The sequence below is a fragment of the Pedobacter sp. HMWF019 genome (assembly GCF_003061025.1).
GTDB lineage: Bacteria > Bacteroidota > Bacteroidia > Sphingobacteriales > Sphingobacteriaceae > Pedobacter.
The window spans coordinates 79706-105643 of sequence record NZ_QAIL01000024.1 but is presented as its reverse complement, the minus strand read 5'-3'; the positions used below and the strand labels follow the sequence as shown (position 1 = coordinate 105643).

Below are 25938 nucleotides of genomic sequence, written 5' to 3'. Positions count from 1 at the left end.
GTAGAGGACAATGCCAGTAAAAGAAAGGCGGTGAGGGCAGGCCAGAATAAAAGTAGGGGACTTCTGTTCATAAGCATAGATAAAGGTAGAGATTAATTTTTTGAATCTTGAAGTAGTTTAATTCAGCATATAGGTTTGGTTGAAAAAGTCGGGGTCTACTTTTTCAAAATACAATTGACGTATATTGATCTTCAGAATGTCGAGATCTTTTCTGGTAATGGACAGTGCGGTACGATAAATTTCTTCAGGGAGGTCACAGGCATTATAAGATTCAAAAATGAGGTTGAAATGTTCGGCCTGGTGATGTATGCCGGCCTGAACTAATGATATATTTAATGCTTTATTGATCTTTTTTGTGATCTGTGCGGTTTTATAAAAGCCATAGACATGCTGATAGCTAAGTGATTTTGTGTTGATCACGAGTAATTCTTTTCCATAAAAGTTCCATAGAGTAAGCCAGCCAAAAAATATACACCAAAGTGTGCCCATGATGAGCAGGCCAAGAAGCCATTCGGCTATAGCAATTCCTATAATGATCAAGCCAATGAGCGTAAAGGAAATCATGCCCGTCTTTCCAAGTACAGAAGCTTGATTTTCAATAGTTAGGCGGACATTGATGCCGTCATTGTTGATGTTTACTTTCAATGGATATATACTTCAAGATCAAAGTATATAACGCAGAATATAGTAAGATATATATGTTTTTTTGTTTCTTTACTTGCCCAATTCAAATGCAATATGAACTCAAAAAATACCAGTATTCCTGTTCATAAACTTCAGGAGAGAACAGATAAAGGCATTATGATGAGTTATGTCTCTGCCGCAGCAGAACGTGGAAAAATACCTTCCACGATGCACCGGGACGATCATTATATTTTTCTTTTTCAGGAATCGGGGAGGAGTAAAATGATACTCGATTTTCAGGAGGTTCAATTGAATGGGACAGGTATTTTTTATATTTTGCCGGCTCAGGCACATCAAATTGTTGAGTTTGATCAGACTTCTGGTTGGTTTCTGGCAGTTGATACTTCTATGGTTGAAGCCAGATACAGAACTGTCTTTGAGGAGTTCATCTCTCAGCAAAGACCGGTTGAGCCTGAAATAGCGGATCTTGGGCAAATCAGGCAATGTGCGGAACTTCTTTATCTTTTCTTTACGCGGAAGGAACAGTCCTTTGTAAGTGACACTACCCTCCGTGCTTTGGTTTCTGCCTATGTAGGTATGATTGCTGAGATTTACCTTCTTGGTGAACCTCAAAAAAGCATCCGGAACCTGCGCCCTCAGGTAATTACCCGCCAATTCAGAAAAATACTGCGAACAAATTTTAAATCCTTAAAAAAGCCCTCTGATTATGCATCGGAGCTATGTTTGTCTCTTTCCTATCTCAATGAATGTGTGAAAGAAGAGACAGGAAGTCCTGTGAGTCATTGGGTGCATCATGAAGTTGTTCTGGAAGCGAAGCGTCTGCTTTGTTATAGTAATGCCAATGTGAAACAAATTGCTTTTTCACTGGGATATGATGATCATACCTACTTTTCACGTCTTTTTACCAGATTATCTGGCCTGTCTCCATTACAGTTCAGAAAGCTTTACCGCGAATAGTCCAATCTTAACCTGGGATATTCTATTGTTTTCAGCTGTTTTTGCCGTTTTTTTGTAGTATAATTTACGGTAATGAACATTATTAAAAAGAAAGCAATAGATATGATGGAAAGGAAACTTTCCAGAACAGGTCATGTGCTGGAAGTCAGGGCATGGGATCCGGCAACGTTTTTTGAAATCGATTTGCACCTGCCCGGTTTGAATATGGAAAAATGGCAGAGTGTTCAACATATGAAAGTTAAAGTCGGTGATTATGCATATCGGGATTATACACCCGCTATGTGGGATGCGGAAACACACACCTGTACCTTATTGGTTAATTCTTCACATGATGGTCCTGGGAGTAAATGGGCTTCTTCTTTGAAAAAAGGTGATGCTATTTTATACTTGGGTGTAGGATCAACTTTGCATAAACCTGTTGAAGATAGATCTTTGCTTTGTTTGGGGGATAGCAGCAGTATAGGGCACTTCCTTGCTTTACAGCAACTGGCCAAAGGTAAGACGGAAGTTTACGGTGCGGTGAGTTTTAGTGAAGTTAAACATATGGAGGCTTTCAAGGAGTACTTTATAACAGCCTTGCAGCCGGTTTTGGAAAAAAGATGGGATATATCCTTGCTTTCCTGGATCGATGAACAGCCGCTGGAAGATCAGTGTATTTATATTACAGGACACATCCCTACTGTTACAGAATTAAGAAGACATATAAGAAAGCGGGAAGATTTTAGTGGGACGATTAAAGCTCAGGGTTTTTGGGCGTAAAAAGTGTTTCTTATGACAAAAGTTCTTATAGTTTTTAATAAACATTGAGTTACTTAAAAAATAAATTAAAAAGTGTTCTTGTTTTTTGATTGTTATTTATTAAGTTTGGTCTTACTAACCAAACCAAATGACCGCAACCATAGAAAAAGGACATCTTCTGAAGGCTGATATAATAAAGAAACTTTATTATAGAAGTCCGCTTTCTTTAACTGAACTCAGCAAGCTAACCAACAAGAGTTTGCCGCTGGTGACCAAGGTAGTGAATGGATTAGTTCAGGATGGTTATGTATGCGAACAGGGGCTTGCACCTTCTACAGGAGGCAGAAGAGCTTCTTTATTTCTCCTCAATCCGGAGATGCAACGTTATATTGTTTCTGTTGCTATGGATCAGTTAACCGCCAGAATGGTGATTTATGATCTTTCTAATGCCATTGTTCTTCCCATTAAAACACTTGAGCTTTCTATTACTGATGATCCGGATGCGGTAGATAAATTGGTTTCGTTTATTTACGGACATGTGGAGTCTTCAGGTATTGATAAGGAAAAGCTTTTGGGTATTGGCATTGGTATGCCAGGTTTCATCAGTGTCGAAGACGGGGTAAATCATTCTCATCTGAAAACCAATGATGGTTCACATCTGGGAAAATACCTGACAGGTAAACTTGGCCTTCCTGTATTTATGGATAACGATTCCAGTTTGATTGCAATGGCCGAGCTTAATTTTGGTGCTGCAGTTGGTAAAAGGGATGTGATGGTGGCCAATATAGGCTGGGGTACAGGATTGGGCATGATCGTTAATGGTCAGCTTTACCGGGGAAGTAGTGGTTATGCAGGAGAGTTTAGTCATATTCCATTGTCCAACACCAACAATTTATGTTCTTGCGGCAAAAGGGGCTGTTTACAGGTGGAGACTTCTTTACTCGTGATGACACAGCGTGCAAAAGCTGAGATAGAGGCTGGGGCGGCAACAAGCATGCGTGAACTTTTTAAAGATCAGAGCAGGAATATTGGTGAACTTTTCCTGGAAGCTGCCAGTCAGTATGATCCATTGGCTGTTTCTATTCTTTCAGATGCCGCTTTTCTTATCGGAAAAGGACTGGCTACTCTAATACATATTATGAATCCGGAATGCATTGTACTCAGTGGGCGTGGTGCTATAGCAGGTAAAATTCTTTTACCACCTATACAACAGGCTATTAATGAGTTCTGTATTCCGAGAATAGCCGATCAGACTTCTATTGTGCTCTCAGAATTAGCGGCTGACGCAGAATTATTAGCTGCGGCCAGTTTAGTCATTGAACACAGTCACTTTAACAATTAAGAAGTGCTGAATTTTAGCTTAAATACCACCAACAAATTATACTAAATCGAATTATTAACCAAAACTTAATCAACATGAAACAGATTTACTCCCGATGCTTAAGTATTTTATTGTTAAGTTTATTAACAATATCTGCTTATGCGCAAAAGACGATATCGGGGACCGTTAAGGATGCTACAGGATCACCCATTCCAGCTGTAAGCATTCTGGTAAAAGGTACAAAAACTGGGGTGAGCACAGATGCGAATGGTAAATTTACCATCTCTGCTTCTGAAGGAAGTGTCTTGGTATTCCGTTATGTGGGATATAAAGCACAGGAAGCCGTCGTAGGGGCTTCGGCTTCTATTAATATTGTTCTTCAGGACGACAACAATAATTTAAATGAGGTTGTGGTCACAGCTATGGGTATTAAACGCCAGGAAAAGTCCTTGGGGTATGCCGTGAGCACCGTAACTGCTAAACAGCTGACAGAGGCTGGTAATACTAACTTTGCATCCGCATTGTATGGTAAAGCAGCGGGTGTGAAAGTGACGACTGCTCCAGGTGGAGCAAGCAGTGCGGTAAATGTACAGATCAGGGGTATTAACTCTATTAGTAGTAACCAACAACCCTTATATGTAGTTGATGGTGTGATGATTCGAAATGACGCTCAGAATGGGGCGGATGGAGCGAACAATAACAATTATTGGGGAGATCAGCGTATCAGAGGAAATGGTATTTTGGATATCAATCCAGCAGACATAGAAAGCATGACCATATTGAAGGGGGCAAGTGCTTCTGCATTATATGGTTCGGATGCTGGGAGTGGGGTAGTAGTGATCACTACAAAAAAAGGATCAAAAAGCCGTGGCTTAGGCATTGACTTTAATTATCAGGGCTCTGTTGATAAGGTTGCATTTCTTCCGAATTTTCAAAACGTATACGGACCTGGTTATGACAGAGCGACAAATTTAGCCAATACAGGTAGAGAAGATGGCTGGATTGCCGATGCAAGTTCCCCGACAGGGTTAAGGCCTTATTTTAGGGCTTATGCGAATTTTGGACCGAAAATGGAAGGCCAGCAGGTAAAATGGTGGGATGGATCTATCCGTTCGTATTCTCCTCAGCCAGATAATTACAAAGATGTATATCAGACAGGTTATACCTCAAATGCAAACGTTGCGATTTCTAATCAGACTGATGCCGTTAATTATCGTTTCTCAGCTTCTCGTTTAGATTATAAAGGAACCCAACCAGGAAATACAGGTTCTAAAAATTCTTTTAATTTGAATTCTACAGTAAAACTGTCTCCAAAAGTATCAACAGATCTCGTTGTGAGTTATGTAAATACACTTACACACAACAGACCTTATCAATTAGGACAGGTACTAGGCTCATTTGGTGGTTTCTTTAGTCGTGCAGAGGATATGAACTTAATGAAAGAAAAATTCCAGACCAGCAATGGTTATAAGTATGCAACTTTTGATCAAACTACACGCCCGGAACCTTTTATTTATAACATCAGAGCAACCAACTTATTGGATTTTTACTGGCAACAACTAAAAAATACTTATGATGAAAATGAAAATAGGTTGATCTCGAGCTTTACCTTAAATTATGATATTGCTAATCATTTGAAATTTAGAGGACGTATTGGTAATGATTATACTGCTGCTAAAACTGAAAATCGTCAGTATAATGAATACCCTATAGCACTGAATGGTAATACTAGTAGTGGAGGTTACACAACGACTCAAGGGCAATATGGAATTTTATATGGAGACGCCTTGTTGACCTATTCCAATAAAATTGGTCAGGATTTAAATGTATCTGTAAGTGGAGGTTATCAAGGTAGAAAAGAAACCTATAAGGATCTTAGTTCGAACACTAAAGATGGATTAGTCTCAGAAAACTGGTTTTCTCTAAAGAATTCATTTGGTATACAGGAGACAACTGAATCCAGAAAAGAGCAATTAAAATACGCCTATTTGGGTATGTTAAACTTGTCTTATAAGGATTATCTCTTCTTAGAAGGTACGATGCGTCAGGAATATGCTTCAACTCTTCCTCCAAAAAATAATAGTTATTCTTATTATTCTGTAAACGGAGGGTTTGTGTTTAGTGACCTCTGGAAATTACCTGAATTCTGGAATTATGGTAAATTAAGAGCATCTTATGGTGTTGTTGGAAATCCTGCACCTATGTATAGAGCTAATATCGTATACACTCAAAATTCGCTTCAAACCATCAATGGCTCTGTCCCTTCTATGACAACGGCAAGTGCTTATGGAAATGATAATTTATTGCCTGAGATGAAGCATGAAGCTGAATTTGGGTTAGAAATGAGGTTCTTAGGTGGGCGCCTTGGTTTGGATATGAGTTACTACAATAACCGGGTAAAAAACCAGATTGTACCGCTTCAAGTAAGTTCTGCTGTTGGAGCACTAAGTCAAATCGTAAATGTGGGTGAAGTTGGAAGCAAGGGATTTGAATTGGCTTTAAATGCAACACCGGTGACAGTTGGTAAATTTCGTTGGGATACCCGTTTGAATTTTTCTATGAACAGGTCGCGCGTAATCTCTTTAATGGAGGGGATGTCAGAATTGAATTTCTATAGTTCTGACCAGGCGACAGCTAAAATTGTAGCTAAAGCAGGAGAAGAGTTAGGTAATATTTATATCCGTCCAAGATTAACCGATTCGAAAGGTAATTATGTGATCAATAACGATGGTTTTTATGTAATGGACAATTCTACTTATGTAAAAGCCGGAAATATTATGCCTAAAGCAGTTGGTGGTTTCTCTAATACCATAAGCTATGGTAATTTCGCTTTGGATTTCACAATTGATGGTAGATTTGGAGGAAAAATGGTAGCACCTAACCTTAAATTTATGCGCGGTGCTGGCATGCTCCAGAACTCTATGCAGTACAGGGATGCTGCTAATGGTGGTCTAACTTACACCAGCAATGGAAAAACCTATAATGATGGTGTATTGCTTCCGGGTGTTAATCAGACGACAGGACAGCCAAATGCCAAAATTATTTCAGCTGCTGACTATTATATAACTACATATAATTGGGGTGAAGGCTCTTTAACTGAAGGTGAAATTTTTGACAACAGTTATATTAAAATGAGAGAAGCAGTATTAAGTTATAAAATCCCACCTTCCTTCACCAGTAAATTAAAAATCAGCAATTTGAAATTTTCACTTGTTGGACGTAACCTGTTTTACATCTGGCGTAACCTGAAGGATTTGGATCCTGAAGCACCATTAGGTAACATGTGGTGGTCGCAAGGAGTAGATGTAGGCTCAACTGCTGCATCAAGAAGTTTTGGTTTTTCTTTGAGCGCGAATTTTTAATCGCATTAATTAGAACATATTATGAAAAAGTTAATTATAAATATAGGTATCTTTTTAGCTGCAACTACCACGCTAGTGAGTTGCAAAAAGGAGGTTGGGGATAAGTATTACGATCCTGAAAAGGCGCTAACTGCTAGTCCTGCCGGTCTTTTTACCGGAATGTTAAATAATGATCGGATTGCATCCAAATACTGGAATGTGCGTACTTTTCTGTGTCAGATGCCTGGTGTATATGCGCAAACCTCTTATTTCTCCAATGGTAATACTGCTTATCAACAAAGTGATAGCTACTCCCAGAATTACTGGGACGATTTTTATTCAAACGGAGGAAATGGAAGTGCGTGTATGGCTCAATACCGCGCAATGGAGGTGAGTTATAATAAGCTTTCTACTGCTGATAAAAATACACAGCAAATTATTATGCAGGCCGCTAAAGTTGTGCTAATTGAACAGGCGGCAAAAATGGTAGATCTATGGGGAGATATTCCTTATTCTGAAGCTGGATCTTTAGAAACGGGAAGTATGATTAAGAATCCTAAATTCGATGAGCAAAAAGCATTATATTCTAGTTTTATAAGTGACTTGACTGCTGCTGCTGCCTATTTCAAAGCAAATCCTACAAATAAAGATTTCTCTAAAGCAGATATTCTTCTAAAAGGTAATGTAGATCTTTGGGCTCGTTATGCAAACTCACTAAAATTAAGATTGTTGATGCGTACTTCTAAAGTGGATGAAGCTAATGCAAAAACTGCTGTATTGGCTATGCTAAATAATCCAGCAACGTATCCTTTGGCCGATGGTGGAAATACCGGATCTTATAGCCCAGCCGCTTCCGATATCCTGCTTCAACCCCTTACTAATAGCACTAGTGATTTGCATGATGCCTTTTTAGAAGGGAGTTGGTATGCTACAGATTATATGTTGAATACAGTAATGCTTACCGCAAATGATCCGCGCATTCCGGTCATTTACGATAAATACGGTAGAACCATTAAAGTCAACGGTAAAGATGTATTTGTTCCTAATAAGGACTATAAAGCAATGCCAATTACCTTTACCTCTTCAGAGCAGGAGACAAATTATCCTGACTATTCGGTGCTTGATTCAGCAACATTTCTTTTTAATCAAAAATTGCCAGGTATTGTAATAACAGCCTCCGAAGTAAATTTGCTGAAAGCCGAGGCTTATGAGAGATGGGGAAGTACATCTGACGCGAAAACGGCCTACGACAATGCTTTGAAACAATCTGTTGCATTTTACTATTATCTAAACAATTTAAATCAGGGTGGTGGTTATGTAAATCTTCCTGCTCCGGAAACTTCTCTGGTAGATGCTTGGGTAAATTCATCAACAGCTACTTATACAGGTTCTTCTCAGGAAAAGTTAACTAAAATTTATACTCAGAAGTGGGCGCATTTGGGTGTGCTTCAGTCTATGGAAGCTTGGTCTGAATACAGAAGAACAGGGATTCCAGCTTTAAACTTTCCATCAAATGGTAAGTTATCTGGCTATGAGACTCCTCCAACGAGATTAATTTACCCTGCAAAGGAGAAAACATTAAACGCAGCCAATTATCAAGCTGTTCAAGCGAAAGATACTCGTAAAACCAAAATATTCTGGCAGCCTTAATGGTAACTTTAATGACGGAAAGATAAATTCATATACTGTCCCGGTTACCTTTGTAGCCGGGACATTTTTATAATAAAAAGGATGAAAAAAGAAATTATACTAATCACCTTGCTGGTCTTTGGATTAGGCAAGCTCAAAGCCCAGGAAAATGGCGTCCATCACCAATCTACCATTTATGAATGGCCAACAGATCCACAGGTTAAACAAAAACTGGACAACTGGCAGGATAAAAAATTTGGGATGATTGTTCACTGGGGCCTATATGCAGTTCCAGGAATCATAGAATCCTGGTCCATTTGTTCTGAAGACTGGATAGACAGGGATAGTACAGTTACTTATGATGACTATAAGAAATGGTACTGGGGTTTAAGTAGAGAATTCAATCCAGTAAAATTCAATCCTGAACAATGGGCAAAGGCTGGTAAAAGTGCTGGGATGAAATACTTGGTATTTACCACTAAACATCATGATGGCTTTGCTATGTTTGATACCAAGGAATCAGATTTCAGTATAGCTAAAGGTCCATTTGCAGGAAATCCAAAGGCTGATGTAGCGAAATATGTTTTTGATGCTTTTAGAAAACAGGGTTTTATGATTGGTGCTTACTTCTCCAAACCAGACTGGCACTCGCAATATTACTGGTGGTCCAAATATGCTACTCCCGACCGGAATAACAATTATGATATTAAAAAGAACCCGTGGAGATGGAACCAGTTTAAAAAATTTGCTTATAATCAGATTGGTGAGCTGATGCACAACTATGGAAGTATCGATATTTTGTGGCTGGATGGTGGTTGGGTAAGACCATTGGAAACGGTTAATGAAGAAGTATTGTCCTGGGGAGCAAAAATTCCAAATTGGAGCCAGGATATTGATATGCCTAAAATTGCCCAAATGGCCAGAGAAGCCCAACCTGGACTTTTGATGGTAGACAGGACTGTACACGGCCCATATGAGAATTATCAAACCCCGGAACAAAAGATACCTGAGGCCCAATTGAATCATCCATGGGAAAGTTGCATGACCTTAGGAGGGGCCTGGGGATTTGTTCCTAAAGATCAGTATAAATCTGCAGGGGAAGTTGTTCATAAGTTGGTGGAAATTGTAGCCAAAGGCGGGAGTTTACTCTTGGGCATTGGACCTAAACCAGATGGTACCTTACCTGAGGAAGTTATAACCAAACTAAACGATATTGGTAAATGGACGTCTGTAAACGGCAAAGCCATTTACAATACCAGGATTACCAAAAACTATCATAGTGGACAAACCTGGTTTACGCAAAGTAAAGACGGCAAAACCCGGTATGCAATTTATTGTATCAACGAAGGAGAGAAACTAAATAATGAAATTAGCTGGACAGGCAATCTACCTAAAAAGGGGACATCTGTTTCATTGATATCTAATGGTAAGAAATTAAAATGGAAAGAATCTAATGGAGAAATAAAACTGTCATTACCTGAAGATCTTGTAAAAGAGAATTCTGGTATTGCCCTTGCCTTCGAATTTAGTCCTGCCACATTATAATTAAAATATCTGAAATGAGATCCACGAAATATAGGATGAATAAGGTAGCGTTTATTCCATGTTTGCTGTTGCTGTTTAGCCAGGTTATATGGACTAAAGATATGATGGGGCAGTCTAAACCTGACCAACCTTTGTATAAAAATCCCAAGGCAGATATTGATTCCAGGGTTAAAGATTTGCTTTCCAGGATGACACCAGAGGAAAAATTCTGGCAGATGTTTATGATCCCGGGTGATTTGGATGGTGTTGACAAGAACCGTTATAAAAATGGAATATTCGGACTACAAGTAAGCGCTGCTTCTCAAGGTGGTGGTGGTGCCGGTCAGATGCTAACATATAATACCCAGGAAAATGCGTATTCTCTGGCAAAAAAAGTAAATGCCATACAGAAATACTTTGTAAACGAAACGCGTTTAGGTATCCCTGTTATAGCTTTTGATGAAGCGCTCCATGGTCTGGTTAGGCAAGGTGCTACTGCCTTTCCGCAGGCGATTGGTCTTGCAGCTACTTTTGATACGAAGATGATGGGGCAGGTTGCAAATGCGATTGCACAAGAGGCAAAGCTTAGGGGAATCCGGGATATTTTAACTCCGGTGGTCAATATAGCGTCTGATGTTCGTTGGGGCCGTACAGAAGAAACGTATGGCGAAGACCCTTTTCTTACTTCACAGATGGGGCTTGCTTTTGTAAGTGCCTTTGAAAAACAGAACATCATCACTACGCCTAAGCATTTTGTGGCAAATGTTGGTGACGGAGGACGTGACAGTTATCCCATTCATTATAATGAGCGTTTGTTGGAAGAGATTTATTTCCCTCCGTTTAAAACGGCTATACAGCAAGGAAAAAGCCGCTCTTTAATGACCGCTTATAATACTGTTGACGGTGTTCCGGCAACATCTAATGCCTATTTGTTAAGCCAGAAGCTGAAAACGGAATGGGGATTTAAAGGTTTTGTGATTTCAGATGCCGGAGCGGTTGGTGGATCAAATGTGTTGCATTATACATCTTCCGGTTATACAGATGCAACAAGGCAGGCTATTATCGCAGGTCTTGACGTCATCTTTCAAACGGACTATGATCATTATAAACTATTTATTCCGCCTTTTCTGGACGGGTCCATTCCACAGGCAAGAATTGATGATGCTGTTTCCCGTGTGCTTAGGGCAAAATTTGAACTGGGTCTTTTTGAACATCCTTATGTTTCTGAAAAGGAGGCTCAAAAGGCTCTTGATGATAAAAGTCATAAGCTGATAGCCAGACAGGCTGCCCTGGAATCTTTTGTACTTTTAAAAAATGAAAGGTCCGTGTTGCCGTTTAAAAATAAGAGCAATATACTTTTACTTGGAGAAGATGCTGTTGAATCTCGTTTAGGTGGATATAGCGGCGCCGGGAATGGAAAAGTAAGTATTCTTGAGGGGTTAAAAAAACGTGGAGGTGATCAGATAAAAGTGACCTATAGCAAAGGGAGCAGCCGGGATCCAATAAATTATGTTGTTGTAGACCGGAAGTTTTTAAAAGCTGATGCAGCAAATGGACTAAACTCAGAATATTTCGGAAACTTAACGCTAAGTGGTGCCCCCGTTTTTACCCGGGTTGATCAGGGCGTTAATTTTAACTGGACACTTTCTTCTCCTGACGAGCGCCTTGCCAAAGACCAGTATTCTGTTAGATGGAAGGGAGACATTACAGCACCATCGAGCGGAATTTACCAGATTGGTTTGGAGGGTAATGATGGTTATCGTTTATATCTTGGTGATAAATTGTTGATTGATCAGTGGGAGAAAAGATCCTATCATACCCAATTGGCACCCTATACATTTGAGCAAAACAAAGCTTATCCCATTCGTATAGAGTTTAAAGAACCAAAAGGGAATGCACATATTAAACTGATCTGGAACTATGGTGTGCCAGACCGCAGGAAAGAAGAACTGGCTGAAGCGGTTAAACTCGCTGCCCAGGCAGATGTTATTGTGATTACTGCCGGGATTAAGGAAGGTGAGTTCCAGGATCGGGCTATGTTGAGTTTACCCGGTAATCAGGAAGAGCTGATCAAAGCTATGGAAAAAACGGGAAAGCCAGTAGTCGTTTTATTGGTTGGGGGCAGCGCCATTACCATGAACAACTGGCTGGATGGTGCAAGTGCTGTCGTTAATATATGGTATCCAGGTGAAGAGGGGGGCAATGCAGTTGCAGAAACTTTATTTGGAGACTACAACCCTTCAGGACGTTTGCCAATTACTTATCCTGTTCATGAAGCACAGTTGCCCTTGGTTTATAACCATAAGCCGACTGGAAGAGGGGATGATTACAATAATTTAAGTGGAGAGCCTCTTTTTCCATTTGGTTTTGGGTTGAGCTATAGCCAGTTTGATTATAGCGATTTGAAACTGAGTAAAAAGGAAATTCTCAAAAATGAACAAAGTGTAGCGAGTTTTACTTTAAAAAACACAGGAACATATGATGGTGAGGAGGTGGTGCAGTTATACATCAGAGACCTGCTTTCCACTGTAGCCAGGCCTGTTCTGGAATTAAAAGGTTTCAAAAGAGTGCCTCTGAAAGCTGGAGAATCCAAGACAATAACTTTTGACATCACTCCCGATATGCTGGAAATGCTAAATGCGGATATGAAAAAGACAATAGAACCGGGTGATTTCAGAATAATGATCGGATCTTCGAGTCGTGAATTGTCACTAAAAGAGACGTTAACCGTTCTAGATAAATAATTATAATAACCAATACAGCCGGAGCATAACATTTTCCGGTTAAATACTATGCTAATGAAAACAACCAAATTGAACAAATTCTCTATAATGCTTTTGCTCTTGCTGGCAGGTAAAAGCCAGGCACAAACCACTCAAAATCAAAAAATGCAATGGTTTGAAGATGCTAAGCTCGGTATATTTATACACTGGGGGATTTACTCTGTAAATGGCATTTCAGAATCCTGGTCATTTTTTAACAATTATACCAACCATGATCTGTACATGAAGCAACTGCAAGGTTTCAATGCTTCGAAATATGACCCTGTAGCGTGGGTGCACCTGATCAAGGAAAGCGGTGCAAAATATGCAGTTATGACTTCAAAACATCATGACGGCGTTTCTCTCTGGGATACTAAGGCACCTAAAGCCATCAGTACTTTAAATCAGAGTGCGGCCAAGAGCGATGTATTGTCTCCTTTTGTTGCGGCATTAAAGAAATCAGGATTAAGAACAGGTATTTACTATTCTTTGCCAGACTGGAGTTATCCGGATTACGATGGCTTTACCCGTGACCGGAAACGCTATAGCTTGAAAGAAGAACCTAAGCGCTGGAAAACATTTTTAAGTTATCAGCAGCAACAGCTTAAGGAACTATCTGTAAAATATAACCCGGATTTATTGTGGTTTGATGGGAACTGGGAGCATAATGATGCAGAATGGGAAGCACCTGTAATCAAACAGTCTCTTGAAAAATACAACCCGAACATCATTATTAATTCCCGTTTGGATGGTCATGGAGATTATGAAACGCCGGAACAGGGGATTCCTGTGCTGAAACCTGAGTCAAAATATTGGGAACTGTGTTATACAATGAATGATTCCTGGGGTTATCAGCCTTTTGATACTAAATACAAATCTTCTAATATGATCATCCGTACTCTGGTGGATTGCATCAGTATGGGAGGAAATCTATTGCTGGATATCGGTCCGGAAGCAGATGGATCAATTGCTCCGGAGCAGACTGCTATTTTGAAAGGCCTTGGACGTTGGACAAAGAAACATGCAGAAGCTATTTATGGTACCCAGACGGGTCTACCTGCAGGGCATGTGAACGCTAAAACGGCTTTGTCTAAAGATAAAAAAACATTATTTCTGTACTTAGACTATAAAGATCAAACTGGAATTGCACTCAACGGTATTTCCTCGGACATAGAAAAAGCAGATGTAGTTGGGTACCAGGGTAAAGGGCTAACTTTTAGTAAATCCGCAACCGGAACCTATGTGATGCATATTGCAGCGGAAGCCTTTGATAAAGACGTAACCGTAGTTCGGGTTCAGTTTAAAGATCCTTTAAAATTGACACAGGTAACAGCTCCAGCCCAAACTGCTAAAGAACTGCTTACAGCAGATAAAAAACAGTTTTCAGCCGCGTGGAAGATCAAAGATCTTGCCGATCAGATCAGCAAAGGAATCAATCCACTGGCTTCAACCAATTTGGTGGCTGATGCTTTTAATTTTAAGCCTTCAGTAACTCCATTGGATATTGAAGTGAACGACTGGGTTGTCAAACATGCCGAGGTATTATATAAAACTACTGCAGGAATTCCTGAAGGGCATTATCAGGGTCGGACCGCGCTTTCAGCAGATCAGCAAACAGTATATCTTTTTGTGGAAGGTCAGCCGACAGGGCCTATTGCTATAAAGGGCCTTAAAAACCAGATCAACAGAATCCGGATTGTAGGCGATGGAACAATTCTTCCTTATAGTATGTACAATAAACTGTATTGGAGTAAAATTCCGGGAATTGTGTATATCGATGTACCAGCAGCCAGACTTGATAAGAATATGACGGTAATTGCGGTGCTTTTGGACGGACCTGCTGACTGGTACCGCGAGAAGGTCGGAGCAATTGAAAGTAATATGTAGGCGGATACTAAAAATAAAAAAACATCCTGTTTTTAGGAAAAAAACGCTTAATTTAAACGATCAAATAAAAACAATCATAATGTCTTATAACCATTCCACTTTTACAAAGAATTTGGTTAAAGGTTTTATTGGCTGCTGCCTTGTATTGCCTTTTAATACCTCCAAAATCTTTGCGCAAAATGCGAAACACACACAACTAAAACGTTTAACTGAATATGTTGATCCGTATATTGGAACCGGGGGGCATGGACACGTATTCCTGGGTGCAAGTGTTCCTTATGGCGCGGTACAAACGGGCCCCACCAATATTGTAAAGGGTTGGGATTGGTGCTCCGGTTATCACTACTCAGACAATGTATTAATAGGCTTCTCCCAAATGCATCTTAGCGGTACGGGTATCGGAGACCTTGGTGATGTATTGGTCATGCCATATACCGGCAAGGTAAGAACCAACAGAGGTACACAGGAAGATCCTACTTCAGGATATGGTTCTCACTACTCTCATGACCGCGAAACAGCCCGTCCCGGATACTACTCCGTTCAGCTGGATGATTACAACATCAAAGCAGAACTAACAGCTTCAGAAAGAGTTGCTTTGCACAGATATACTTTCCCGAAAGATCAACCTGCCAACATCATCATCGATCTGAAAGAAGGTATCGGCTGGGATGCTCCGGTAGAAACATTTATCCGTCAGGTAGATGAATATACCCTGGAAGGCTACCGCTATTCCAAAGGTTGGGCAGAAGACCAGCGGGTGTGGTTTGCGGTTAAGTTATCTGTACCGGTAAAACAATTTCTGGTATTTGATGGAGACAGTAAACAAACAGGAAACTTCGTGAAGTCGAAAGCGGGAAAAGGTGTTATCTCTTTTGATAAATCTCCCGGACAGGTCATGCTGAAAATAGGGATCTCTCCGGTAAGTAGCGAGAATGCCCTAGCTAATATCAAGGCTGAAATCCCAGGCTGGGATTTCACGAAAACAGTGAGTAACGCCGATGCGAAATGGGAAAAAGAACTGTCTAAGGTAAAAATAGAAACAAAAGACAATGCTGCACGGCGGGTATTCTACACCGCGATGTATCACACCATGATTGATCCTGCATTGTTCAACGATCACGATGGCAGCTACCGGGGTACCGACAAAAAGGTATATACTAATCCAGGATTTGACAACTATTCTGTTTTCTCCTTATGGGATATTTACCGTTCGTGTGCACCGTTGAGTACCATCCTGCACCCTGAAAAGGTAAACAGTTTTGTGAACTCGATGCTCGCGATTTACAAACAGCAAGGCAAACTGCCTGTATGGCACCTGATGGGTAATGAAACCAATTGTATGGTAGGTTATCATGCAGTGCCTCCTATTGTAGATGCTTACCTGAAAGGCTTTACAGGTTTTGATGCAGAAGAAGCATTTGAGGCCATGAAAGCCACTTCCACCCGCGATGACTTGGGGTTGAAATATGTAAAAGAGTTAGGTTATATCCCCGCTGATAAGGAGTATGAATCTGTTTCAAAAGCTATGGAATATGCGATTGATGATTGGTGTATCGCTGCTATGGCCAAAAAAATGGGCAAGACTGCCGACTACGAATACTATAAAAAACGTGCGGGCTATTATAAAAATTATTTCGACAAAAACATTCGCTTTGTTCGTCCGCGTATGAGTGATGGTAGCTTTAAAACCCCTTACGATCCGTTCAATTCTATTCATGAAAAAGGTGATTTCACCGAAGGTAATGGTTGGCAGTATACCTGGCTGGTACCGCAGGATGTTGAAGGATTGATTAACCTGATGGGGGGTGATGATGCTTTTACACATAAACTCGACAGTCTATTTACTGCTAAAGGCGATATGGGTGCACAAGCTTCCAATGATATTTCTGGTCTCATTGGGATGTATGCCCACGGTAATGAACCTAGTCATCACGTTACCTATATGTATGCTTTTTCCGGTTACCAATGGAAAACCGCCGAAAAAGTAAGACAGGTTATGAAAGAGTTCTACTTCGATAAACCAGACGGTTTAGCGGGCAACGAAGATTGTGGTGCCATGTCTTCCTGGTATATATTCTCTGCTCTGGGCTTCTACCCTGAAAACCCAGCCAGTGGTGTTTATGTATTGGGTAGCCCACTGTTCGATAAAGCAACCATCAATGTGGGGACAGGTAAAACCTTCACTGTGCAGGCAAATGGTAACAGTCCTGAAAACATCTATATTCAAAGCATTACCCTTAATGGAAAGCCTTATACCAAGAGCTTTATTACACATCAGGACGTCGTGAAAGGCGGTACCATGGTCGTTAAAATGGGTAACAAACCTAATTACGACTTTGGTAAAGCAGCCGTTAACAGACCATATTCAGAAAAATAAATGAAGAAATTAGTTTTAACTCTATTATTAATTGCTGCGTTCCATCTGGGATTTTCTCAAAACAGATATGAACTGAACAGCGAATGGAAGTGCCTACCTTTAAAGCAGGTACAAGCGGGCGGAGAGCAAATCTCTGCAACAGGATATGCCTTGTCTGGCTGGAAACCAGCAACTGTGCCTGGCACAGTACTGACAACAATGCTGAACAATAAAGAAGTCCCTGATCCATTTTATGGAATGAACAATGAAAAGATCCCGGATATTTATGTAACCGGCAGGGATTACTATACCTATTGGTTTGTTAAAGATTTTAAAGAGACGGCTGCAGCCGGGCAACAAGTCTGGTTGAATTTCAGGGGGATTAATTATAGCTGCGATATCTTTTTAAATGGTAAAAAAGTAAATAAAACACCCTATAAAGGAATGTTTATCCGCAAAGGGTTTAATATTACCTCTTTTCTGAATAAGGATGGGAAAAACAGATTGGCTGTAATCGTGTATCCGGCAGATGTAGTTGGAGATCCTAACGGAGGACAAGGAGGTGACGGAACGATTGCCCGTGGTGTAGCGCCTCAATACACGGCAGGATGGGACTGGATCCGTCCAATAAGAGACCGTAATACAGGGATTTGGGATAAGGTATACATCGAGAAAACAGGCGCAGTTAATCTGAAGAATCCACATGTTATTACTTATGTTCCAGGTAAACGCAATACAGAAGGGCCACAACAACCAGCCAGAATCCGCATGTCTGCTGAACTGGAAAATACTTCTGGAGTTACGATGAACGGTGTATTATCTTACACGGTTGATGGCCAAAAGACTTCTGCAAAAGTGAGTATTCCGGCTGGTCAGACTACGGAGGTTCAGCTACCAGATTTTGAACTGAAAAACCCTCGCTTATGGTGGCCGAATGGTTATGGTAAACAGGAATTGTATAAAACCAATATCCAGTTTACTCAAAATAATGGTCAGGTATCTGATCAGGAATCTTTGTCTTTTGGCGTTCGGGAGATTCAAACCACTTGGAATACCACAACCAACAGTAAAGAAATTTTGGTGAATGGTCAGAAGATCTTTATCAAGGGAGGAAACTGGATCATCTCTGATGCAATGCTTCGTTTTTCACAAGCCAGATATGATGCAGAGATCCGTTATCATAAGGATATGAATTTGAACCTCATCCGGATTTGGGGAGGAGCACTTGTAGAAAGACCCGAATTTTATGATGCCTGTGACAGGAATGGTTTACTGGTGATGCAGGATTTCTGGATGTCTGGCGACTGCAATGGACGCTGGCAAGATCCGGCGAAGAAGGATGACCAATGGACCAGGAGGCAGTATCCTGATGATCATCATCTTTTCCTGGAATCTGCAGCAGATATGATCAAAATGGTGCGTAACCATGCTTCACTGGCTATTTGGTGCGGAGGAAATGAAATTACCCCACCAAATGATATTCTTGTACCATTAAGAGATTCTATTCTGCCTAAACTAGACGGAACAAGGTGGTTTATTGATTATTCCAATTCAGACGAAATGTCTTTAAACAGTATTGGTGGAAATGGAGATGGTCCTTATACCATACAACCCATATCCACATTCTGGGAGAACAAGACTTTTCCATTCAATTCTGAAGTAGGTTCTGTTGGCGTTGGTGACTATGAATCCCTGCAAAGATTTATTCCTGAAAAGAATCTGATTGCACCGGAGTACACGGGTAAGGACAAACATGGCAGGGCTGTAGAAAAAGTAGATTCTGTATGGACTTATCATACTTATGATGGTGTAGGTTATGAAGCCTTTATTCTTCCATATGGTAAGCCGGAAAATGCTAAAGATTTTGCTACAAAGGCACAGTTGGTGAATTATGACCAGTACCGTGGTCTGATCGAAGGTTTCAGTTCACATATGTGGAACTGGTATACCGGGGTAATCATCTGGAAAACCCAAAACCCGTGGACATCAACAAGAGGACAGATGTATGATTATTACCTGGATCCGAATGCTTGTTTATATGGTCTGCGTTCTGGAAGTGAGATGCTACACAGCATGTACAATCCTGTAGATGGCATGGTGAGTATTGCCAATAATGGTTTTCAGCAAAAAACAGATTTAATGCTTGTAGCTACCGCTTATGATATGAAAGGAAAGTCTAAGTTGCTGAACCAGATCTTCTGTTATGTAGAGCCTTCTACTGTAAAAAAGATCTCTTCATTAAAACCAATGGTGGATGCATTATCGGCTGAAGAAGGTTTATTCCTTTCTTTGCAATTGCTGGACAGGAATAAAAAAGTTGTAAGCGATAACTTTTACTGGATGCCCGACCAGAAAGGGAATTATTCAGGATTGAATAAGATGCAAAAGACTACTTTAAAAGTAACTACGCGTCAGCTTGGCAGCAATAAAGTAGAAGTAACGTTGTTCAATTCTGCTCAAAATCCGGTTGCTTTTTTTAACAGGATCTCTTTGTTAGATGCGGGTACGAAACAAAGAATACTTGCTGCATTTTACGATGATAATTATGTGTCGTTGCCTCCAGGTGCAGAGAAAAAAGTAATAGTTGAATATACTCCGGAGTCTGGAAAGAAATATGGCATCAGCATTTCAGGCTGGAATGTTGAAGCTACTTATACCGATATCCAATAGATTGTGTAAAAACACAAAAGAAAAAAGCCATGGTTTATTTAATAACCATGGCTTTTTTCTTTTAAGGAGTTTAAACCGCCGAGCGTTTATGCTGTCTGTATTTGGTGAGGTTGATCAGCAATACACTTCCCAGTATGATCAGCAACCCAAAAAACTGTAAAAGGCTAATCCTCTCGCTGGTAAACAATAAGCTGAGTATAACAGCAACTACGGGGTTTACATAGGCATAAGTACTTACCTGTGTGGCTGGTCTCACTGTAAGTAGCCAAACATATGCACTAAAGGCGGCTATGGAACCAAATAAGATGAGATAAATGATCGAAAGCCAGGCATCAAATGGTACTTCTGTCCATTGGAAGTGCTGATACTCCGAATTGAACAAGCTGCCGGGAATAAAAGCAATTCCTGCTGCCAACATTTGCCAGGCCGTGCCTGCAGACACTGATATTTTATTGTCTGCATGATATTTTGAATAGAGTGAGCCGCCTGCCCATCCAATGGGGCCAATAACCAGCAGGCACATTCCTACAATCTGAACTGTGCTTTGAGTGGTGTTTACCGCTTGAAGCAGTTGTTCTCCGAATAGAAAAATAACACCGATAAAACCTACAATCAGGCCCGCTACTGTAGACTTGCTTTGCAGGTTTTCTTTCCATTTTGGTTTGTCCAGTATCACAAACCAGATAGCAGCCGATGCAACCATGATAGCCACAAGTCCGCTTGGAATGACCTGCTCTACCCAGATCACGATGCCATTGCCTATGCCCAGCATAAGTAAGCCGCTAATTATTGCTGTTTTGATACTTCTGCGGTCAACTATCTTTTCACCCTTTAACTTGCACCAGCTCATCAAAAGGAGCCCTGCAAGTAGAAAACGGAATGTGCCTAAAAGAAAAGGAGGGAAGCCGTTCAGTGCTTTTTGGATGAAAAAATAAGTAGAGCCCCATACAATATATACAGTGGCAAATGCGACATAGACCAGGATGGGGGAGGCGTTCTTTTGAGGGCCGGACATAAGATTGACGATTAGTGTTCAGGTATTTTTAGCTGTTGCTGCTCTTTTACGGTTTCCAGTACAATCGTGGTTCGAATAGAGAGTATGTTTTTTATTTTACTAAAGGAATTGCGCATCAGCGCCATTAAAGACGCAGAATCAGCGGTCCTTACTTTAACGAGATAGCAGTCATCACCAGCAATGATATGTACTTCCTGTACCTCTTCAATTTTTGCAAGTTCTTTAGCGGTGTCTACGCAACCAATACTGTCTGATGCCTTAAGAGAAATGAATGCCAGTAATTTAAGGTCTATAGCCGCCGGGTTTATCCTGGTGGTGTACTGAACAATCACACCCTTTTGTTCAAGCTTCTTTACCCGTTCCAGAATGGCAGAGGGTGCCATTTCCAAATCTTTGGCAATTTGAACATTGGATATTCTGGCATTCTCCTGCATCAGTCTTAAAATGGCCAGATCTATTTTGTCTAATGTAAGATTGTTTTCGATTATCATTCTGTAAATATATGTATAAACAGAATAATATTCATAATTATATTAAAAATTATGTTTTTTGTTCTATATTTGTAGCCCGATATTTTAGATTGAATTGTGATGAGAAAGAAACTTTTGAATTTACCCCCCTTGCCTGCCGTTTTACTGGCCATTATTAGTGTACAGGCGGGAGCGGCGATAGCAAAAGGTTTGTTTCCCATACTAGGGGCCGCAACAACAGCTTCGCTGCGTATAGGACTGTCTGCTTTAATTCTTTTACTGGTTAACCGGCCAAACTTTAAGTCCTTAACCTCTGTGCAGTGGAAAGCCGTTATCCCTTATGGTTTGTGTCTTGGGGCAATGAACTTTATCTTTTATATGGCCATCAAAAGAATTCCTTTAGGCCTCGGGGTAACCCTTGAATTTATAGGCCCGCTTTTAGTCGCTATACTTGGTTCCAAACGTATTGCAGATTATCTATGGGTCTTACTTGCGGGTGCTGGAATCGCATTGATTGCACCTTGGAATACAACAGGAATAGATCCTCTGGGAGTGGGACTGGCTCTATTAGCCGGTGCATTTTGGGCTGGCTACATTGTTCTGGGTGGAAAGATATCCCGATTGATGAAGGGTAGCGACGCAGTTAGCGTAGGAATGATTTTTGCAACCGTACTGATCCTGCCATTCGGTATATCCAGTGGTGGTTTTTCCCAGCTTACACCTGTATTGCTCTTTTCAGGACTTGCTCTGGCTTTGTTATCTAGTGCAATTCCTTTTACACTCGAAATGCAGGCACTTCGTCAAATGCCTGCGCGGACTTTCAGTATTCTTATGAGTATGGAGCCTGGTATAGCCGCATTATGTGGTTTGGTTTTCCTGCATGAACATCTGTCATTTAAAGAATGGCTAGCCGTAACATTGGTGATCGTTGCAAGTGCCGGGGCAACTTTGACGGCGAAGCGGGATAAACTCTAGTTCATGTTGTAGCGTTATCAATTTCATCTCCGTTTTAAAGGTTATATACTTAAAACACTTATATGAAGATGACATTTTTTACGAAATCAGCTAAGAAACACTTTATCGCCTCCACATTGTTAATGCTTGGCATGCTGGGCTTTCAATCCTGCAAGAAAGATGAAGCTCCGGTTAGTCCAGACGTTGCCTATTTATCTGTGGTGAACACTTCGCCAACTTCTGCAACTTATAATTTTTACCTCAATGATGCTAAAGCAAATGGAACAAGCGCGTTGCCTTTTGAAGGTTCTGTAGCCTATTTTCCTTTAAATGCAGGCGATTATAATGCGAAATTTACAACAGCGTCGAATACTGAAAGTATCATCACCAAAAAAATCTCTATAGCCAGAAACCAAGTGTATACATTATTCCTGATTGATAAAGGAGATAAACTTGATTATTTGCTCAATACAGATGATTTAAGTAAAACCACCGAAAAAGCTTTTATCAGGTTTATTAACTTATCACCTGATGCCGGTCCTTTAGATCTGGCGATAAAAGGAGGAGCGACAATTGTTGGGGATAAGGCCTATAAAGCTGTTAGTGCTTTTGTAGAAATTGATCCAAAGGCTTATGAATTTTCTATCAAAGACAAAGGCGCTGCTGATGCAAAATTTAGTCTGGCCAGCATGGATATTGCTAAAGGAAAATATTACACGGTGATTGCTACAGGACTTGTCATTCCGGGTACCGATGGAAGGGCATTCGGCGGAAAAGTGATCACGAATAAATAATCCCGGCTTAACGTTAAATAATTGCTGAAATGGCATATACCTAAGTATATGCCATTTTCATTTCATACTGTTCTATCGTTTTTTCCAGACCAATTTTTTTAAAGAATATAGATGCCTGCCGATCTTCTTGATCGTAATTGATAAAATTAACAGATCCTGTATCACTTTTTGAATGGAGAAAATGAAACAAAGCGGTACCTGCACCTTTTCTACGGTATTCTTTTCTGACCCCAAATTGTTTTATCCTTCCAGTTACAGGATCCATAATGCCAAAACCGATCAATTGCGAATCTGCATAGGCACCGGCTATGATATGAGGGGTTGAAGCCCTTTGGATGGCAGCTGCGGAATTTTGCCAGGAAGGAAGGACATCTGTAAATGTTTCCAGCAATGCCCAGTCGGGCTGTAATAAATTGCAGACTTCTATTTGGTTTAAGGATTTTGTCGTTATGGCCCCTTTATAGCAGTCAAATTTTCTGCTGATCGAGAAGCCTGTATTTTGATAGCTTTTTATCGCCTTCTCATTTCCTTTAATGACTTCAAGCTGATGGTGTAAATAGCCTTCTGATTTTAAAAAAGGCAGAATGAACTGGTACATCTGCTGGGGAACTTTTTGCCCTCTATAGCCAGGGACTACTCCCGTTCCGGCATTATAAGCCGTCTTATTTCCTGAAATGGTATCTAAACCCAGGAGGATAAAACCGACAAGTCTGTTCCCATCAAATGTACCAACCGAGTGTTTTAGACTGATGTTCTCTGCCTCTATTTTTTGGCCGAGAACTTCTTCAGTTAAATGGAATTTAATTACGTAATCTGAAAAAGCATAGTTGAAAATCTCCGCTAGCTGTGCAACGCTTTGATCTTTGAGAGTTCTGAATTCTATCATTTGTATAGAAGTATTGGTAGGTGTGTTAGAGGTGTAGGATAATCAGGATAATGCCAATGTTCCGAAGGGACATCCGAAGGTATTTCAATGCACTGGTCAATTGGTTTTCCACAGTGCGCTTGGAAATACATAAGCGCTGTGCAATTTCATCGTTGGATAAATGCTCTTTCCGGCTAAGAATAAAGATTTCCCTACACCGGCTAGGCAGCTCATTTAAAAAGGAATCAACTTTATCTTCAAGTTCCATATAACTTACTTTTTCGTCCCCTGAGTTTTGAACTGATGCAGCTTCAAGACTTTCATAGTCTTCTATATACTGGATGTTGATCGACTTGATTGTCTTCTTCCTTTTATAAACGTGATAACGAGCAGACGCTGTTAAATAACCTTTGAAGGATTGAATGTCCAGTTCAGACCTTTTATTCCAGATGTTGAGAAAAATATCATGTGTAATCTCAGAACTGGCTTCAGGATCTTTAAGATAACTAAATGCTGTGGTATAAATACTCGACCAGTATCTGTCGAAAAGAACATTGAAGGCCTTTAAATCACTTTTCGTAATGGCCAGCCAGAGTTCTGAGTCATTGGATTTGGTTGTAAACATTTAGTTGATCAGGTATAATTTGGTTAATAAAACTAGACATTAAAAATTAAATATTAATAATTTATGTGTGTGCCTCTGAAAAATTGTCTCTCTATCTATAACCGAGTATAAACTAGCCAAGTATGACAAAAGAGGAGTACCTTCTTTTATATGAAAAGTTTCTGTCTGGAACAAGTAGTCCGGAAGAAGAAGCAGATATTAAAGCCTATCAGGATGAGTTCGAATTGATCGATGGCCCCTGGAATGCAGAAATGATGGGCGCTCAGGTAGAAATGAGGGATCAGATCAGGCAAAAATTGCTGAACAATATTAGAGTTCATAAATCACATCAGATTGGTCTGGTAAAAAGGTGGTTAACTGCAGCAGTATTGCTGTTGTGCGTTTCTGCAGGTTTGATTTTTCTTTCCCGGTCAACAAATTCCTCTCAGCAAGGACTAGCACATCATCATTTAAAATCAGGCAATTCTGTTGTGCCGGGAGGAAATAAAGCGGTCTTAACTCTGGCTGATGGTTCTGTGGTGGCCTTAGACAGCAGTTCAATTAGTAAAACGATTAAACAAGGCAATACATCGATTTTGAATGAGAGCAAAGGCTTGCTGGTGTATGCCGCAAACGGCCCTTCTGGCTCTGCGCCTTTATTTAACAAAATTGCTGTACCAAGAGGAGGGCAATACCAGTTGAAGTTACCAGATGGAACTGTAGTATGGTTGAATTCTGCCTCGTCACTTCGTTTTCCAACCCAGTTCTCCGGAAAAGAAAGAAGTGTAGAGCTTAACGGTGAGGCTTATTTCGAGGTTGCTAAAAATAAAGAAATGCCTTTTAAGGTTCATGTCAGAGATATGGAAGTTCGAGTGTTGGGAACGCATTTTAATATCATGGCTTATGATGATGAAGAAAGTATTAATACCACTTTGCTGGAGGGATCGGTAAAGGTATCTAATGCATTGCAAACAGCGACGATCAGACCCGGGCAGCAAGCGAGTTTAAAAAAATCTTCTGGTATGCTGGGTGTTGAAGATGTAAATATTGCAGAGGCTATTGCATGGAAGAATGGGAAATTCTTATTTGCAGATGAAGATATAGAGACAATTATGCGCCGGATTTCCCGCTGGTACGATGTAGATGTAGAGTATAAGGGTAATCTTTCTGATAAGAATTTTGCGGGATCGATTTCCAGGTACGAAGACGTTTCTGAAGTATTGAAAATGCTGGAATTGACCGGAACCATTCATTTTAAAATTGAAGGAAGGAGGATCATCGTTATGCCTTAGAATTTACCCAAGGATACGGTTGGTGCTTAAAAAAGAAAAACCGGAAGCGTTGGCGCGCCCCCGGAGTTTTCAGGCTAAAAACCGTTTTATAAAAAGACAGCACATCTTATTACT

18 protein-coding genes are annotated in these 25938 nt (G+C 40.4%); 13 read left to right on the top strand and 5 right to left on the bottom strand.

Features of this window, described 5'->3' with window-relative positions:
• Positions 1-117: 117 nt before the first annotated feature.
• Positions 118-645 (bottom strand): hypothetical protein, encoded by a 528-nt coding sequence (locus DBR11_RS01580; protein ID WP_108549846.1) that lies wholly within the window; start codon positions 643-645, stop codon positions 118-120.
• 93 nt (positions 646-738) lie between these two features.
• On the opposite strand from DBR11_RS01580, the gene DBR11_RS01575 reads away from it, so the two are divergent.
• The 10 genes from DBR11_RS01575 to DBR11_RS01530 all read left to right on the top strand — a co-directional run bounded on the left by DBR11_RS01575 (position 739) and on the right by DBR11_RS01530 (position 19830).
• Positions 739-1602 (top strand): AraC family transcriptional regulator, encoded by an 864-nt coding sequence (locus tag DBR11_RS01575; protein ID WP_108549845.1) that lies wholly within the window; start codon positions 739-741, stop codon positions 1600-1602.
• Between the two features lie 72 nt (positions 1603-1674).
• Positions 1675-2361 (top strand): siderophore-interacting protein, encoded by a 687-nt coding sequence (locus DBR11_RS01570; protein WP_108549844.1) that lies wholly within the window; start codon positions 1675-1677, stop codon positions 2359-2361.
• Positions 2362-2488: 127 nt separating this feature from the next.
• Complete coding sequence (locus DBR11_RS01565; RefSeq protein WP_108549843.1) at positions 2489-3682, top strand: ROK family protein; 1194 nt, start codon at positions 2489-2491, stop codon at positions 3680-3682.
• Between the two features lie 74 nt (positions 3683-3756).
• Entirely contained in the window at positions 3757-7023 is a 3267-nt protein-coding gene (locus tag DBR11_RS01560; protein ID WP_108549842.1) for a SusC/RagA family TonB-linked outer membrane protein, read from the top strand.
• Positions 7024-7044: 21 nt separating this feature from the next.
• On the top strand, positions 7045-8652 hold the full coding sequence (locus DBR11_RS01555; protein ID WP_108549841.1) for a SusD/RagB family nutrient-binding outer membrane lipoprotein: 1608 nt from the start codon (positions 7045-7047) through the stop codon (positions 8650-8652).
• A gap of 81 nt (positions 8653-8733) precedes the next feature.
• Positions 8734-10176, top strand: a complete 1443-nt coding sequence (locus DBR11_RS01550) for an alpha-L-fucosidase (protein ID WP_108549840.1) — start codon at positions 8734-8736, stop codon at positions 10174-10176.
• A gap of 14 nt (positions 10177-10190) precedes the next feature.
• The gene (locus DBR11_RS01545) at positions 10191-12899 is read left to right on the top strand and encodes a glycoside hydrolase family 3 N-terminal domain-containing protein (RefSeq protein WP_233260610.1); all 2709 of its coding nucleotides are present in this window, start codon (positions 10191-10193) and stop codon (positions 12897-12899) included.
• Between the two features lie 54 nt (positions 12900-12953).
• Positions 12954-14804: an alpha-L-fucosidase gene (locus DBR11_RS01540; RefSeq protein ID WP_108549838.1), complete on the top strand. Its 1851-nt coding sequence runs from the start codon at positions 12954-12956 to the stop codon at positions 14802-14804.
• A 79-nt stretch (positions 14805-14883) separates the two neighbouring features.
• Entirely contained in the window at positions 14884-17181 is a 2298-nt protein-coding gene (locus tag DBR11_RS01535) for a GH92 family glycosyl hydrolase (RefSeq protein WP_108549837.1), read from the top strand.
• On the top strand, positions 17182-19830 hold the full coding sequence (locus DBR11_RS01530) for a glycoside hydrolase family 2 TIM barrel-domain containing protein (RefSeq protein WP_108549836.1): 2649 nt from the start codon (positions 17182-17184) through the stop codon (positions 19828-19830).
• A gap of 70 nt (positions 19831-19900) precedes the next feature.
• On the opposite strand, the gene DBR11_RS01525 is transcribed toward DBR11_RS01530, so the two are convergent.
• Together DBR11_RS01525 and DBR11_RS01520 are read right to left on the bottom strand one after the other, a co-directional pair.
• A complete protein-coding gene (locus tag DBR11_RS01525; protein ID WP_108549835.1) occupies positions 19901-20845 on the bottom strand; it encodes an EamA family transporter in 945 nt (314 codons plus the stop codon).
• An 11-nt stretch (positions 20846-20856) separates the two neighbouring features.
• On the bottom strand, positions 20857-21336 hold the full coding sequence (locus DBR11_RS01520; protein ID WP_108549834.1) for an Lrp/AsnC family transcriptional regulator: 480 nt from the start codon (positions 21334-21336) through the stop codon (positions 20857-20859).
• Between the two features lie 99 nt (positions 21337-21435).
• Here DBR11_RS01520 and DBR11_RS01515 point away from each other — a divergent pair, with 99 nt between their 5' ends.
• Both DBR11_RS01515 and DBR11_RS01510 read left to right on the top strand, forming a co-directional pair.
• The gene (locus tag DBR11_RS01515) at positions 21436-22290 is read left to right on the top strand and encodes a DMT family transporter (RefSeq protein ID WP_108549833.1); all 855 of its coding nucleotides are present in this window, start codon (positions 21436-21438) and stop codon (positions 22288-22290) included.
• A 62-nt stretch (positions 22291-22352) separates the two neighbouring features.
• Positions 22353-23063, top strand: a complete 711-nt coding sequence (locus DBR11_RS01510; protein WP_108549832.1) for a DUF4397 domain-containing protein — start codon at positions 22353-22355, stop codon at positions 23061-23063.
• Between the two features lie 40 nt (positions 23064-23103).
• Here the strand turns inward: DBR11_RS01510 and DBR11_RS01505 are convergent, their stop codons facing one another.
• Positions 23104-23949, bottom strand: a complete 846-nt coding sequence (locus DBR11_RS01505; protein ID WP_108549831.1) for a GNAT family N-acetyltransferase — start codon at positions 23947-23949, stop codon at positions 23104-23106.
• Positions 23950-23974: 25 nt separating this feature from the next.
• Positions 23975-24553, bottom strand: a complete 579-nt coding sequence (locus DBR11_RS01500; protein ID WP_108549830.1) for an RNA polymerase sigma factor — start codon at positions 24551-24553, stop codon at positions 23975-23977.
• Between the two features lie 122 nt (positions 24554-24675).
• Here DBR11_RS01500 and DBR11_RS01495 point away from each other — a divergent pair, with 122 nt between their 5' ends.
• Positions 24676-25824, top strand: a complete 1149-nt coding sequence (locus DBR11_RS01495; protein WP_108549829.1) for a FecR family protein — start codon at positions 24676-24678, stop codon at positions 25822-25824.
• The last annotated feature ends 114 nt before the right edge of the window (positions 25825-25938 follow it).